Origin of the sequence: Xanthomarina sp., assembly GCF_035306705.1 — a bacterium.
GTDB lineage: Bacteria > Bacteroidota > Bacteroidia > Flavobacteriales > Flavobacteriaceae > Xanthomarina.
In genome coordinates, this window is record NZ_DATGNO010000169.1 from 1 (window position 1) to 15,823 (window position 15,823).

Genomic DNA, 15,823 nt, shown 5'->3' on the forward strand with positions numbered 1-15,823 from the left:
CCTTCTCTTTGCTCCATAGGTGTTTTATCTACATCCAAAAACTGATGAATATTACCAATGGTTATCATCTTTTCTTCCTTGGAATAAAAGGCTGTTAAAGCTTCTCTATCCTGATTTGAAATCGTTATGATTTTATCTGCACGTTGGCAATTACCCACTTCAACTTTCAAGTATTTCTCAGCCTCATATTTAGTACTATTATCATTGGTGTTTTCCCATTCCCTAATTAATCGCAAATAATGAAAATCGACCATGTCATAGATTAATTTTATATCTTTTTTCTTAGATACCAAATCCACATAATCCTTAAAAACATCTGCTCGGTGTAGCCAAGCATAATCCATTTTTGGCAAGATATTTTCAATAAATAGTTCTTTAGAAATAAAGTTTCCCGACTTATCTATTGTTGGTTCGTACACCACAACACCTAAATCTTTGTAATGTGAAACATAATCTGTTTTGTATTTATATTCTTTCTTATCTGCTACAAGAAAAACTCCAAGCCCATGCTTTAACAAGATATTTATAATCTTGTACAAACGTCTAGAACCAGAATCTTTGTCGAATTCCGGAATAATGGAATCGACAATTAATACATTTTTATTAGCGTAGGAAATAGTATCAAAATAAAAATATTTTTCGGCTTTGGTCAAGCTACGTTTTAATAGAAATATTTTATATTTTAATCGTAGTGCCTTATAAATTGACATTTCTTCTTCTTTTAGTCAAAAATACACTTTAAATAGTGCAAATTATTAATGAAATTGGATAATTAGCAAGAAATTAATAGAACTAATACGATTGGTTTGACTTTAATAAATTATTTTTGACTTTCATACCAAACGAAATTATATCTATGCCTCAAGCATTAATATCCATAGTTGTTCCTTGTTATAACGTAGAAACATTTATAAATAATGCCCTACAAAGTATATTCTTACAAACATATACGAATTGGGAGTGCATTTTGGTTGACGATGGTAGTAAAGATAATACAAGTGGCGAAATTGATTTTTGGGTAAAAAAAGATCCACGCTTTAAATATTTTCATCAAGAAAACAAAGGTGTTTCTGGAGCAAGAAACAAAGGTCTAGAAAACACCTCAGGAGACTATGTGATATTTTTTGATCCAGACGATTTATTTTCAACCCATGCACTCGAGAGCTTAATCACTCTTGCTAAAGACGATATAGATATAGTTATTGGTAAAAACGCCATAACTAATGGGCAAAATTATGACATTGTGGATTATTTGGTCAATGCATCTAATCCTTTGGAAAAGATTACAAACGAAAATAAAAACCTAATTAAAATTGTAGTTGAAGAACCTATAATTTGTGTTGCCTGGAACAAACTTTATAGAAAAGATTTTTTAGAAACCCATAATTTAAAATTTAAAAAAGGGATTCTACATGAAGATGAATTATGGTTTTTTGAAACACTTTTTAAAGCAAATGCTGTAATATTCAATAATGAGCCTACATATTTCTATAATGTTACCAACTTAAATTCTGTTATTAATAACTTAGGTTTAAGAAATCTCGAATCATATTTAGAAATTATAGAGTACATCTATGATGATTATTATAAAACAGAAACAAATAACACAAACAAAGAGCTTGTTTCAATTTATATAACACATTTAAAAATAAAGGCCATTCAGCATTGTTATAAACAACTTAACAAAAAAGATAGGCAAAAAGCTAGACCAAAAATTGAAGCTTGTTTTAATCGTGTACAACCTCAACGAACTAAAATAGTACTGCAAGATTCTTTTGAAAATCTACAATATCATTTTAAATTAGCAAAACTATTAGCTCCAAACGATATTTTAAGATATCTGCGTTACTATAAATCTTCGCGTTTTATGAGGAAAATAAAAGCCAAATGGCTTTTAAGGAAGGCAACAAAAACAAACAGCATGAACAACCGACAGATCGAAGATATTAGATAAGTCTAACTTTATTTATTTTGCATTGAAGAGTTTTTTCCAATAATATTTAAATTGCTTCTTTTTATATTTTCTGTAGCGTTTTCGTAAAACCTTATTGGCAGGTTCGCTTAAAACTTTATGTTTAAGCAAAGGTGTTATAGTATCCAAAGTCATTTTTATGGTTTTACTTTCATCTGCTCCAGACCAAGCTCCTTGGCTATGAACTCTATAAACTCCCATTTCTTCTTCAAACCGTTTAATTTTCAAGTCTTTAATCTGAATTAAAAATAAGGGCCAATCGCCAACTGGCAAGTAATTAAACCAATTGGGCAACTTAAAATTGTTTCTTAAAACTATGGTATTTGTTCTTATATAATTGGTTCTCGCTAAATCGACTATTGTACTTGTTTCGGGTTCATCTTTATTCATAATATCGCTCTCCAACTGTTGTGTATCTTGATAATACACTTTGGAATTATGAAAACAAGATCCATAATCTGGATGTGTTTCTAAAAAATCTACTTGCTTTTGAAGCTTTAAGGGATCTATCCAATAATCATCCCCTTCACAGATAGCTAAATATTTTCCCCGTGCTTTAGGAAAAACATAATTTGCCCAAGGTTTAATGAATTTAGAATATTGATTTTCCGTTTGTAAAATAGGAACTATCCTACTGTCTTTTAGAGCATATTCTCTGATAATTTCAGCAGTATTATCTGTTGACGCATCATCATGAACTATAATCTCTATTGGAAAATTTGTTTGTTGGGCCAAAAAACCATCTAAGGTCTCTCTTATATATTTTTCATGATTATAAGTGGTGCAACAGATGCTTAATAAGGGTTCCATTTATTCGATCTCTTTTATTTTTCTAGCTGGATTACCAACAAGAACGCATTTTTCTGGGAAAGATTTTGTGACATTCGATTTTGCACCTATAAGACAATCGTCCCCAATGGTTAAGTTTAAAGGTATAATAAGAGAATTCATTCCTAGCAAAACACGTTTTCCAATAGTACAATAAGAACCAACCATAGCCAATGAAGACATATAACACGCATCTCCTAAGGTTGCATGATGTGCCACTAAGCTATTAAAATCAATCACACAATCGTTTCCTAATTTGCAATTCGTACTTATTTTTGCATTTAAATGAATAAAACAACCCTGTCCTAAAGTAGCAGAAGGACTAATAAAAGCTCGTGGATGAATTAGGTTAGGAGTTAATGCGCCAAGATTTCGTAATTTGGTGGCAATCTCATTTCGCAATTTATTATTACCCATTGTTACCGCAAATTGTACCTCTTTAATGTCTTTTGAATATAAATCTTCAGTACATCCAACAATAAGAATCCCCATAATCTCTTCCCCTACGCGATCCTGATTATAATGATACAAACCTTTAATATTAAATCCACAATCAATTGCCAGTTCAATAATCACTTCGGTATAGTTTCCAACGCCTATTAAAAAAATGTCTTTTTCCACTTTAATTCAAATTTTTATTGATTAAATCGCAAATCATTTTTATTTGGTTTTCACTTAAGTCATGATATAAAGGCAAACACATAATTCGTTCAGATATTTTTTCAGATATGGGCATGTTTTGATATTTAACATAAGGCAACTTATTTAAGGACGGATAAAAATAACGTCTAGGAAAAACATGATGCATATTTAGCACTTCCTGAACTTTTAGAAGTTGTTCTTCACTTTCAAAAACAACAGGAATATAACTATAATTATAATTTGTATGCTCTCTAATGGTTTGAAACACTAATTGTTTGTCCAAAAAATCCTGGTATACTTTAAACAATAATTTTCTTCTATTTAAAATAGTGTCCAAATAAGGCCAAATGGTCAATCCCATAGCTGCTTGCAATTCACTCATTTTGGCATTAATACCTATTCCCTGAAAATGCTCAGGACCATCGTGACCAAAATTATGATGATAATAAAGCTTTTTGTACAAGGCTTCATCTTTAGTAAAAATAGCTCCTCCTTCGGCTGTATGAAATATTTTTGTAGCATGAAAACTACAAGTACTAACATCTCCATAATTAAATATAGATTTGTCTTTATAAGTTACACCAAAACTATGTGCCGCATCATAAATTACTTTTAGATTGTGCTTTTTGGCAATTTGTTCAATCGCTTCCACATCACAAGGATTCCCAAACACATGAGTAGCCAAAATTGCTGAAGTTTTTTTTGTAATCTTCTCTTCTATTTTTCTAGGGTCTATGGTAAAAGTATTTTCCTCAATATCAACAAAAACAGGTATCAAACCTTCCCAAACAATACTAGAAGTGGTTGCTACATAACTAAAAGGCGTGGTAATAATTTCGCCGGTCAAACCCAGTGTTTTTAAGGAAATTTGAATAGGTAAAGTGCCATTGGTTGTGGCAATCATGTAAGGAATATGAAACCTTGATGTTATTTTAGCCTCCAACTCTTTAACTAAATCTCCCCTGTTGGTCATCCAGTTTTTATTCCAAGATTTTTTTAAAATTTCTTGATATTCATTCTGGTTGGGCAAAAATACTTTGGTTACGTTAATACGTTCAGGTTCTATCACTAATATCTAAATTTCACATCTATTAGACAAAATTACACTAATTTCTGTATTTAACTTTTATATATATTATTTTTACGTTTTTAATTTAATTGCTTTTATGTTTCACAAAGAAATTCAAGCATGTCTTGAAGTTTTAAAACAAGGAGGTCTCATTCTCTATCCAACAGATACGGTTTGGGGAATTGGTTGTGATGCCACAAATACCGAAGCTGTAGAAAAAATATTCAAGTTAAAGCAACGCAGCGATAGCAAAGCATTAATTTGTTTGGTAGCCGATGATAGAATGCTGAAAAAATACATCAAAAATATTCCTGATGCTGCTTTCGACATCATGGATCTTGAAGATAATCCCATAACCATCATTTACGATGAGCCACAAAATTTAGCACACAATTTAATTGCTAAAGACAATACCATTGGCATTAGGATCCCGAATAACGATTTCTGTTTTCAACTACTCCGAAAATTTAATGGGGCTATCGTGTCAACCTCAGCAAATATAAGTGGCCAGCCTACCCCAAAATCCTTTAAAGAAATACATGAAGACATTTTAAAAGGTGTGGACTATGTTGTAAATTTGCCGAATGAAAAATTAGGTACTAAACCCTCTGCAATTATTAAATTAAGCAAAGACGGAAAAGTACAAGTTATAAGAAAATAAAACTTCAAATTTCAAACACTAAATTTCCGAAACCAATTGGAATTAGCATTTGAAAATTGAAATTTAATCAATGAATCACAAAAAAGCCTTAATCCATCCCATCTTTAAGATTATTTCGCAATCTGCAAAAGAACTTCAGCTTGATGCTTATGTTATTGGTGGCTTTGTTCGCGATTATCTTCTACAACGTGGTTCAGCAAAAGATATCGATATTGTGGCTATTGGATCTGGAATTGAATTGGCAAAACAAGTAGCTAAAAATTTACCCAACAAGCCTAAAGTCCAAGTTTTTAAAACCTATGGAACAGCTATGCTGCGCTTCGAGGATATTGAAATTGAATTTGTTGGCGCACGAAAAGAAAGCTATAATGAAGCTAGTAGAAATCCTATAGTTGAAAATGGCACACTTGAGGACGACCAGAATCGTCGTGATTTTACCATAAATGCGTTAGCTATAGATGTTACTGAAGATTATTTTGGCGAACTTCTTGATCCTTTTAATGGCATTCAAGATTTAAAAGATGGCATTATTCGAACCCCTTTAAATCCGGATATTACCTATAGTGATGATCCACTAAGAATGATGCGAGCCATACGGTTTGCAACCCAATTAGAATTTACAATTGAAGAAGAATCCTTACAAGCTATTTCAAAAAATAAAGAGCGAATAGAAATAATTACCAAGGAACGCATTGTAGTAGAACTAAACAAAATAATAGAAAGTGCCCAGCCATCTATTGGTTTTCTACTACTTGATAAAACAGGTTTATTAGATTATATTTTACCCGAATTAACCGCTTTAAAAGGCATTGACGAAATAGAAGGACAGAGACATAAAGACAATTTCTATCATACCTTGGAAGTAGTCGATAATATAAGCAAAAAAACAGACAACCTTTGGTTGCGTTGGGCTGCCCTATTACATGATATCGGAAAAGCACCAACCAAGAAGTTTCATAAAAAAATTGGATGGACTTTTCATGCACATGAATTTAAAGGCTCGAAAATGGTATATCATTTATTTAAGCGTTTAAAAATGCCTTTAAATGATAAAATGAAATTTGTCCAAAAAATGGTACTCATGAGCTCGAGACCAATTGTTATAGCCGAAGATATGGCTACAGATTCCGCAGTTAGGAGGCTGGTTTTCGATGCCGGCGATTATGTAGAAGATTTAATGATTCTTTGTGAAGCAGACATTACTACAAAGAATCCTAAAAAGTTTAAAAAATATCATGACAACTTTAAAATAGTTCGAAAAAGAATTGAAGAAGTTGAAGAACGGGATCAAGTTAGAAACTTTCAACCTCCAATTTCTGGCGAAGTTATTATGGAAACGTTTAATATAAAACCTTCAAGAGAAATAGGTGTTATTAAGGAGATTATTAAAGAAGCTATTTTGGAAGGAGATATTCCAAACGAATATGAAGCTGCCTATCAATTAATGATAAAAGAAGGCGAGCGACTTGGATTAAAAAAAGAGTAACTAGTGTTTAGTAAATTAAAATTCAGTATTTCATGGTAAAGCAAAAAGATAATAAAAAGGTAATCTACTGGTTACTAACAGGTTGTGTTTTAATCTTTATTATGGTAGTTGTAGGAGGCATTACCAGATTAACAGATTCCGGATTATCCATTTCCAATTACAAATTAATAACCGGAACCATTCCTCCTCTTAATGAAGCTCAATGGCAAGAAGAATTTGAATTATATCAACAATTTCCGGAATATCAAAAACTGCATTACCACTTTACCTTAGAAGATTTTAAAGGAATTTATTTTTGGGAATGGCTTCACAGAGTCATCGGAAGAGTTATCGGACTTGTTTTTATTTTTCCATTTATTTATTTCTTGGTAACCAAGCAGCTCACAGGTAAAACCATTAAAAAGAGTTTGGTGCTTTTAGTTCTAGGAGCCTTCCAAGGGTTTTTGGGCTGGTACATGGTTAAAAGTGGCTTGGTAGATAGACCAGATGTAAGTCATTACCGATTGGCAGCACATTTAACCACAGCATTTTTAACTTTTGCAGCTACTTTATGGGTGGCTTTGGATTTAATATTTCCTGAGAAAAAAGTAATTGATAAAAAATTCAGGAATCTTGTATTTGTCGGATATCTCGTATTGGTTTTTCAAATAGTTTATGGCGCTTTTGTAGCTGGATTAAAAGCTGGATTACTTCATAATCATTGGCCTTTTATGAACGAAGGCAAGTTTATGCACGAGACCGTTTATATATTTGAACCGTTTTATAAAAACCTGATTGAAAACCCTAGTGGCATCCAGTTTATACACAGAACATTCGCTTATATTGTGGTTATTTTTATACTAATTATATGGTTCCAAGGAAAAAAATTGGCACTTACCAAGTATCAGAATAAAGCTTTAGACTCATTGTTTATATTGGTTTTCGTACAATTTGCATTAGGTGTTTTTACTATAATTTATCAAGTACCCTTATGGTTGGGTGTGGCACATCAAGTTGGAGCATTTTTCTTGCTTTCGGCAATGACTTTCACCTTGCATCGCTTTAGTAAATAGTACGACGAATCTACGGCTTTTAAAAAAGTTTCTTATTAAATAAAATTGTTCCTTTTTTAGTTAGAGTTTGTTTTAGAGTGTTAACCTTTTAATATTTATTACATTAATTGATTAATCTTTAAAACAAAAAAAAATCATTATGAAATTAGTAAAAAAAAGAATGCTTGTTGTCTTATTGGTTTTTACAGCTACAATCTCATCTTGTAGTAGTGACGATGACAATAATAATATTGATAATAATGGCAATATTCCATATGGGAGTCAAACATTTTTTACCGCCGAGGTTGGTGAATCACCATTTGAATTGGTGACTGATGACTCTCTAGGAGAATTTAATATATCTATTTCCACTATCGAAGAAAATTCAGCTATCTAAAACATCGAAATTTTAATAAAATCAACAAACTTATATTTAATTCAAAAATTATGAAAACTTTTAAAACACTCTTGTTTTTCACTTTTATTACTATAGTATCAAGCTGCAGTAAAGACAGTATTACAGATTCCTTAATTAATATCGAAGACGATCAAAATAACGGTAACGACAGAGTTGCAATGCGAGCTATGGTAGAAGGTGTCGAGTTTAAGGCATATTATTCAGGTACTCGTGCAGGCATAAACGAAAACTCGTTTTTTGTAGAAGGCTTTACCCCTTCAGACACGAAACTTATAAGACTCGTAACCGACAACTTTGACGGTCTAGGAACCTATGCTCTCTTTGCAGAAGGATATAACCCTACTACAATTGCAGAGTATGTTGAAATCGATCAACCAAGTCAAGATAACAATCAAAACTATGCGGCCCCTCATGAGCAAGACACTTTAGAAGGAGAATTTACTATTACACATCTTAGCGCAAACAATGTTAAGGGAACGTTTTATTTTAAAGCCACAAACTCCGATAACGATGACGTTAAAAATATTACCGAAGGAACTTTCGATTCCGTACTGTATCGATAGTCAACAAATTTAAAACAATATAAAAGTCCTCAATTGTTAGATATTGAGGACTTTTTTTTATTAAAACACTTAAATACTTATCTCTGACATTTATTGATAATGGAATGAATTTAAAAATTTATTTTTTTATTTGAGCGAGAAGTTGTTAATCAAAATCTTATCTTTGCCAACTGTTTTTTTAAGCAGACTTATATAAGTTTAAGGTTCAAAACAAAGCAATTGTTATTAATTATTAAGACAAAAACTTAACAACGAAAACCATGATTTACAGATTCAGGATTATACTAGACCACGACTCAGAAGGTGATATTTTTAGAGATATTGAAATTCGCGAAACAGATACTTTAGAAGATTTACACAACAGCATTACCCAATCTTTTGGATTTGATGGTACCGAAATGGCTTCGTTTTATGTAAGTGATAGTGAATGGAACCAAGGAGAGGAAATCTCTTTATTTGATTTAAGCGAAGCGTCGAATGAAGTGAAATTAATGGGAGACACACCTATTAACGAAGTGAGTAATGAAGACAAAACGAGGTTAATTTATATCTACGACTTTTTAAGTATGTGGACGTTTTTAGTGGAGTTAGCTGAAGTAATTGAAGAAGCTGAAGGCACTGATTATCCAAATTTAATGTTTGTTCACGGCCAAATTCCTGATGTAGCGCCAGAGAAGGCCTTTGAAGCCGAAGATTTAGAAGATTATAACGACGAGTTTGATGATGATTATGATTTGGATGATTACGACAATCTTAATTTTGACGAGAACTGGAACTAATTTTTGAAACCAGTTTTCAGGATCGCATACATTTTAACAACATTTATCCTTCTAAAAAACTATAGCAGAAGAAAAGGAAACACCTTAGTAGAAATTTCTCATATTAACATCCTCATAATTTCGTTTTACAAAATCAAGGGCATATTTTAAAATATCGCCCATACTTTTACATTTCTTGAAATTAATATCGGAAGCAAATTCAAAAATCTCAGCTTGTAATTGTTTTACATTTTCAGGTGTAGAAATAGTATCCTCAAGCATGCATGCTATTAAATGTTCGATCCTATCATTATAACTAATTAAACGTTTAGCCATGATAGAACGTTCTTCTAATTTGTATTGGTCTATGGATTCTGTTTGGAATTTTTCGGTAACCAACTTGACCATTTGATAGTTTTCTTTAAAAAACTGTGGTTTATAGATGTTAAACTTGCCTTCGTAACATTGTTGATCAAAATCTATAGCACGAATTTTATATACCACATGATCGAAATCGTGAGTTGGTACTATCACATAATTATAAGATCGCATGTCTCCAAGTAGCCTAATGGTGCAACGCTCGTTAAATTTAACAAACTCTTTGGCTATTTGCGATTTCTCCATAGGAGTGCACTTTGGCAATATGTTTTTTATAAACTCATCGCCTGGAATACCAGCAATATGCTCTTCAATCAAGGTATCTTTATGTACTAGAAAATTTAGATTATATGGAGATAATATATGCTCCAATTCCAAACCATAAACTCGAGAAGCATCTGCTTTTTTTACATAAAAATAAGTGAAATTATCATTTAGAATATTTCGAACTTTCACTCTAAAAGGCTTGGAGTTTCCAAAAGTGCAATAATCTATAGCATCAATAGTTAAAAACGGAATGGTTTTTTCGTTACCATCAGAATGTAAAATAGTATAAACACGCTTTAGACTTAAATCGATTTCTTGACTTTCAAATTCGTTATAATACACTCGAATCCAAAGTGTATCCTCATCGTTTTTATCATAAACAACAACAGATCCTTGAAAACGCAACAAATCGTCATAAAAAATAGGCAACCTAATATTTCTGTTATACTCTGTGAGATATTGATGCAATTCTTTACTAATTGGATAAGATGGCTTTTTTTTTGATATCTTTAAATCTTCCATATAAAACGAATTCTTCAAATTTAAGTTTTTATTTTTATGAATGTAACATTTTTAAAATACACTCGTCGTATAGATACAAAATAAAACTGAAGCCATTTTTTCTAACCATCAAATACCAATAATTTGGAACCCATTCTTACAATTAGCAAACTGACCAAAAAATTTGGTTTTCTTACTGCCGTTAACGACCTATCATTTACTATAAACAAAGGCAATGTTTATGGGATTCTTGGCCCAAACGGAAGCGGAAAATCTACCACCTTAGGCATTGTTTTAAACGTAGTAAATAAAACTTCTGGAACTTTCAATTGGTTTAATGGAACTGTTTCCACCCATGATGCCTTAAAAAGAGTTGGAGCTATCATAGAGCGACCAAATTTTTATCCTTACATGACGGCTGCCCAAAACCTGAAATTGGTTTGCAAAATAAAAAATGTAGATTATTCTAAAATAGAAGAAAAACTAGAGATTGTAAATTTATTGGATAGGAAAGATCATAGATTCAGTACCTTTTCTTTAGGAATGAAACAGCGTTTGGCCATTGCTTCAGCTTTGCTAAACGATCCGGAAATTTTAATTTTAGACGAACCCACTAATGGTTTAGATCCACAAGGAATTCATCAGATTAGAGAAATAATTAAAGATATTGCCAGTCATGGCACCACCATACTTTTAGCTTCGCATTTATTGGATGAAGTTGAAAAAGTATGTTCCCATGTGGTGATTTTAAACAAAGGGGTAAAACTCTATTCCGGTCGGGTTGACGAAATGATTTCGAGTCATGGTTTTTTCGAGTTGAAATGCGAAAATCAAAATGCGCTTTTAGATTACTTAGCATCGAATCCTGATTTTGGATCCGTAAAAGTAGATAATCAACTTATAACGGCATTTTTAAATGAACCCATGGATGCTGTAACGTTTAACAAACTCATGTTCGAAAAGGGTATTGTGCTATCGCATTTAGTAAAACGCAAGCAAAGTCTAGAAGAACAATTCTTGCAACTAACAGACAAACTCTAACTTAATTTATTGATTCTGAATAAACTTCAGTAAAAAACCAACTTCATGTTAAGACTTTTAAACCTAGAATTACAAAAATTACTTTTAAGCAGAACCAGTAAAGTATTGATATTTGTTTCATTTATATTGCCTTTTACTGTTTTGATCCTTTCTTCTATAAAAATAAATTTCTTCGGTTTTTTCACCTTAGAGTTAGGCGAACTAGGCATCTTTAATTTTCCTATAATCTGGCATATTACCACATTTTTCGCTTCGCAATTTAAATTTTTCTTCGCGATTGTTGTGGTAAGTATGATTGGGAATGAATACAGCAATAAAACCTTAAAACAAAACCTGATTGATGGGTTGAGCAAAAAGGAATTTATACTTTCCAAGTTTTATACCATCGTTTTCTTTTCTTTAGTTGCTACCATATTAATTGGTGTAGCTTCCCTTTTAATTGGTTTATATTATTCAAGTTATACAGAAGTTTCCATCATTATTAGAGAAACCAATTTCCTGATAGCCTATTTTGTAAAACTTGTAGGCTTCTTTAGTTTGTGTTTGTTTTTTGGCATGTTGGTAAAACGATCGGCCTTTGCTTTAGCTTTTTTATTCATTTTATATATTTTAGAATGGATAGCTTTTGGAATTATTTCTTGGCAAGCAAACATGGATATTGCTGGTAAGATCCAGAACTTTTTTCCTTTAAAATCCATGTATAATCTTATAGACCAGCCATTTCAAAGAGTTATGATGGCAAAGTTTCCTGAAAAAGGAGATTTAATGTACGACTATGGGGTACATTGGTATGAAATTGCCATTGTATTAACTTGGACAGCAATTTTTATCTTTTTATCTTATAGATTATTAAAAAAGCGAGATTTATAATACCTTTGCTAGCTATATCCAGCTAAATGAAGAAGTTCCTTTTTTGCATTATTTTTATAAATTTTCTCGGTGTTTATTCTCAAGAAGAAGCCTCTAATTGGTATTTTGGTGAAAACGCTGGAATTCAGTTTGCTGGTGATGGCTCTATTACCGTTTTAAATGATGGGCAATTAAATACCATAGAAGGTTGTTCTTCCATTTCTGACAGTTCTGGTAATTTGCTTTTCTACACAGATGGAACCACAGTTTATAACAGGCTGCACAATGTAATGAGTAATGGAAATTATCTTTTGGGGGATTCGTCTAGTTCTCAATCTGCTATTGTAGTTCCAAAACCTAACGATCCTGATATTTATTATATTTTTACCGTGGGTTCCAACCAAACCTTAACCGGACTGCATTATTCCGTAGTCGATATTACATTAAGTGGAGGTTTGGGGCGAATAATCCAGAAAAACGTCACCCTGTTAAATCAGAGCTCCGAAAAAGTAACAGCTGTTTTAAAAGATTGTGAATCTCAAGCTATTTGGGTTATAAGTTTATCAAATCCAACAGGTTCTTCGACATCCCCATTAAACACGTTTCATGCGTTTGAAGTCACTACAGCTGGTGTAAACATGAATGCTGTTACCTCAACCTTTTCTAATATTACCATGTCAGATTTAAGGGGGTATTTAAAATTATCGCCTAATGGAGAAAAATTGGCCTGTGCTAATGTTAACCCGAACGAATTATATTTATTCGATTTCGATACACAAACAGGAATTGTTAGCAATAATCAAAGATTAACGATTAATAGCCCACATAATAGTCCTTATGGCCTTGAGTTTTCACCAAACAGTCAGTTATTATATGTTACCTCTTCAAACGATAAATTTGGATCTGGAGACCATATTCCAGCTAACCATAAATCGGCACTTACACAATTTAATCTCATGTCATTTAATATTGTAGGCACCCAGAGATTAATAGACCAACGAACTCTATATAGAAGCGCTTTACAATTGGGACCAAACGGTAAAATATATCGCTCCATGGCAGCTACTTATACTCAAGGACTTCCTTATTTAAGTGTTATTAATAACCCTAATGAAATTGGCCAAGCTTGTAACTATCAAAATAATGCCATCAGTCTAGGTTCTAATAATTCCACACAAGGCTTACCTCCTTTTATCTCATCTTTCTTTGTTGAAAAAATAGATATTATTAATAACACCGTGACACCAATTGCCACTAATTATTTGCCTTTATGTCATAATGAAACATATACTTTAACAGCTGAAAATATTCCCGGAGCTATCTATACTTGGACTTTAAATGGCAATCCTTTACCAAATACAGACTACTTTTTAGATGTTAATCAAAATGGAGTTTACGAAGTGACCATAGATTTAAATACTGGAGGTTGCGATTTTCTGGAAGGGGAAGCTACTGTTGAATATTTCACTTCTCCAACAGCAAATCCAGTTTCAAAAATAGATATCTGCGATGACAACAATGACGGCTTTTGGCAGTTTGATTTCACCAGTCAAGATGGAGAAATTTTAGGTGCGCAAGATGCAAATCATTACTCTGTACATTATTTTGAATCTCAGATTGATGCAGATTTAAACCAAAATGAAATCACTCATTTATATACCAATACGAGCAATCCTCAAGAAATTTTCGTGAGATTGGATCTAACAGGAAGTCCGAGTTGTTTTGATATGACTTCTTTTTTTATTGAAGTATTTTATACTCCTACGGCAAACCCTATTAACAACCAAGAAGTATGTGACGACGATGTGGATGGTGATTTTTCCAACGGACAGACAGAAACCTTACTACATGATTTTGATACTTTGGTTTTAGGAAACCAAGATGAAACTGCTTATACCATAACCTATCATCCTACCTTGTTGGATGCTGAAAATAATACCGCTGAATTACCAGAGCCTTATTATAATCTGACACCTTTTACAGAAACAATTTTTACAAGAATTGAAAACAATTTAAATACGAATTGTTTTGATACAACATCCTTTGACATTATAATTAATCCAATTCCAACTTCCTTTAATAGCGCACTTTTACAATGCGATGAAGATGGTATAAGTGATGGTTTAACCTCTTTTAATTTAAATGAAGCTCACACCGAGTTAACTGGTGGAATTGCAAATCTTTTAACTGTATTTTATTTCAGTTTTGAAGATGCCGAAGATAGTAATGCACCTTTAAATTCTGATAACTACAGCAATATTTCAAATCCTCAAATGGTATATGCACAAGTGATTGATGATACTACAGGTTGCTTTAGTATTGCACAACTTTCTTTGGAAGTAAGCATCACACAACTTTTAGATTATCAAGCTCCTTTTGCATGTGATAAACTGGATTCTGAAGACGGCATCAACTCATTCAATCTAAACGATTTTGAAACTGATATGCAAACTCTAAATGGCATCACTTTCCCTATTTCTTTTTATGAAAACTATCAAGATGCTCTTTTAGAACAAAACGAATTGAGTTCTCCCTATAACAACACAACAGCTTACAACCAAACAATATATGCCAGGGCCGAAAACAACAATGCGTGCTATGGTATTAGCGAGGTTTATATTACTGTGGGCAAATTGCCTGTTTTAAAAGAAAATGAAACTCTTTTATATTGTTTAAATACCTTTCCTCAAACCATTCCTTTAGAGGCTGGGATTTTAAACGATTCTCCTGCTAATTACACCTATTTGTGGTCTAATGGAGAAACTTCGGGAACCATTCAAATTAATCAAATTGGCACTTATACGGTTACGGCTACAAATAGTTTAGGCTGTTCCAAATCTAGAAGTATTACCGTAGAACCTTCAAATACAGCTACTTTTAACGATATTCTTATAGTAGATGCTACCGAAAACAATACCATAACCGTTCTTGTTTCTGGGGAAGGAGAATATGAATACGCCCTTTACAATCAAGAAGGTTTGTATTATACCTATCAAACAGATAACACCTTTTACAATGTTTATGGCGGTATTTATACGGTTGCTGTTAGAGATATTAAAAATAATTGTGGCATAGTAAACCAAGATGTATCCATTATTGGTTTTCCAAAAGTTTTCACTCCAAATGGAGATGGTTATAACGATACGTGGAACATTAAAGGCATTTCTAATGTATTTCAACCAAATACCATGATTCGTATATATGATAGATATGGAAAACTGGTAAAACAAATAAACCCTCTTGGCACAGGTTGGGATGGAACTTTTAACGGAAACCCGTTACCAGCTGACGATTATTGGTTTTCGGCCACTTTACAAGACGGTAGGGAATTTCAAAGTCATTTTTCATTAAAACGATAA

14 protein-coding genes and 1 pseudogene are annotated in these 15,823 nt (G+C 32.4%); 10 read left to right on the plus strand and 5 right to left on the minus strand.

What is annotated here, in order from left to right:
• Positions 1-710: pseudogene (locus VKY47_RS13555) on the minus strand (glycosyltransferase); the annotation flags it as partial.
• 146 nt (positions 711-856) lie between these two features.
• Between VKY47_RS13555 and VKY47_RS13560 the strand changes: the two are divergent.
• Entirely contained in the window at positions 857-1,954 is a 1,098-nt protein-coding gene (locus VKY47_RS13560) for a glycosyltransferase (protein WP_324313367.1), read from the plus strand.
• Between the two features lie 12 nt (positions 1,955-1,966).
• On the opposite strand, the gene VKY47_RS13565 is transcribed toward VKY47_RS13560, so the two are convergent.
• From VKY47_RS13565 to VKY47_RS13575, 3 genes are read right to left on the minus strand one after another with little or no spacing between them, the layout of a single operon-like run.
• Positions 1,967-2,782, minus strand: a complete 816-nt coding sequence (locus VKY47_RS13565) for a glycosyltransferase family 2 protein (protein ID WP_324313368.1) — start codon at positions 2,780-2,782, stop codon at positions 1,967-1,969.
• Positions 2,783-3,421 (minus strand): NeuD/PglB/VioB family sugar acetyltransferase, encoded by a 639-nt coding sequence (locus VKY47_RS13570; RefSeq protein ID WP_324313369.1) that lies wholly within the window; start codon positions 3,419-3,421, stop codon positions 2,783-2,785. It abuts the gene before it with no gap.
• A gap of 1 nt (position 3,422) precedes the next feature.
• Complete coding sequence (locus VKY47_RS13575) at positions 3,423-4,511, minus strand: DegT/DnrJ/EryC1/StrS family aminotransferase (protein ID WP_324313370.1); 1,089 nt, start codon at positions 4,509-4,511, stop codon at positions 3,423-3,425.
• Positions 4,512-4,608: 97 nt separating this feature from the next.
• On the opposite strand from VKY47_RS13575, the gene VKY47_RS13580 reads away from it, so the two are divergent.
• From VKY47_RS13580 to VKY47_RS13605, 6 genes are all read left to right on the plus strand, one after another.
• Positions 4,609-5,172, plus strand: coding sequence for an L-threonylcarbamoyladenylate synthase (locus tag VKY47_RS13580; RefSeq protein ID WP_324313371.1), 564 nt, complete (start codon positions 4,609-4,611; stop codon positions 5,170-5,172).
• A gap of 70 nt (positions 5,173-5,242) precedes the next feature.
• Complete coding sequence (locus tag VKY47_RS13585; protein WP_324313372.1) at positions 5,243-6,658, plus strand: CCA tRNA nucleotidyltransferase; 1,416 nt, start codon at positions 5,243-5,245, stop codon at positions 6,656-6,658.
• A 32-nt stretch (positions 6,659-6,690) separates the two neighbouring features.
• On the plus strand, positions 6,691-7,710 hold the full coding sequence (locus VKY47_RS13590; protein ID WP_324313373.1) for a COX15/CtaA family protein: 1,020 nt from the start codon (positions 6,691-6,693) through the stop codon (positions 7,708-7,710).
• Positions 7,711-7,849: 139 nt separating this feature from the next.
• Positions 7,850-8,086, plus strand: a complete 237-nt coding sequence (locus VKY47_RS13595; protein ID WP_324313374.1) for a hypothetical protein — start codon at positions 7,850-7,852, stop codon at positions 8,084-8,086.
• A 50-nt stretch (positions 8,087-8,136) separates the two neighbouring features.
• Entirely contained in the window at positions 8,137-8,670 is a 534-nt protein-coding gene (locus VKY47_RS13600; protein ID WP_324313375.1) for a DUF6252 domain-containing protein, read from the plus strand.
• Positions 8,671-8,930: 260 nt separating this feature from the next.
• Positions 8,931-9,449: an IS1096 element passenger TnpR family protein gene (locus VKY47_RS13605; protein WP_324313376.1), complete on the plus strand. Its 519-nt coding sequence runs from the start codon at positions 8,931-8,933 to the stop codon at positions 9,447-9,449.
• 84 nt (positions 9,450-9,533) lie between these two features.
• On the opposite strand, the gene VKY47_RS13610 is transcribed toward VKY47_RS13605, so the two are convergent.
• Positions 9,534-10,595, minus strand: coding sequence for a hypothetical protein (locus tag VKY47_RS13610; RefSeq protein WP_324313380.1), 1,062 nt, complete (start codon positions 10,593-10,595; stop codon positions 9,534-9,536).
• Between the two features lie 123 nt (positions 10,596-10,718).
• On the opposite strand from VKY47_RS13610, the gene VKY47_RS13615 reads away from it, so the two are divergent.
• From VKY47_RS13615 to VKY47_RS13625, 3 genes are read left to right on the plus strand one after another with little or no spacing between them, the layout of a single operon-like run.
• A complete protein-coding gene (locus VKY47_RS13615; RefSeq protein ID WP_324313377.1) occupies positions 10,719-11,615 on the plus strand; it encodes an ABC transporter ATP-binding protein in 897 nt (298 codons plus the stop codon).
• Between the two features lie 45 nt (positions 11,616-11,660).
• Entirely contained in the window at positions 11,661-12,485 is an 825-nt protein-coding gene (locus tag VKY47_RS13620; protein ID WP_324313378.1) for an ABC transporter permease, read from the plus strand.
• Positions 12,486-12,511: 26 nt separating this feature from the next.
• Positions 12,512-15,823 (plus strand): T9SS type B sorting domain-containing protein, encoded by a 3,312-nt coding sequence (locus VKY47_RS13625; RefSeq protein WP_324313379.1) that lies wholly within the window; start codon positions 12,512-12,514, stop codon positions 15,821-15,823.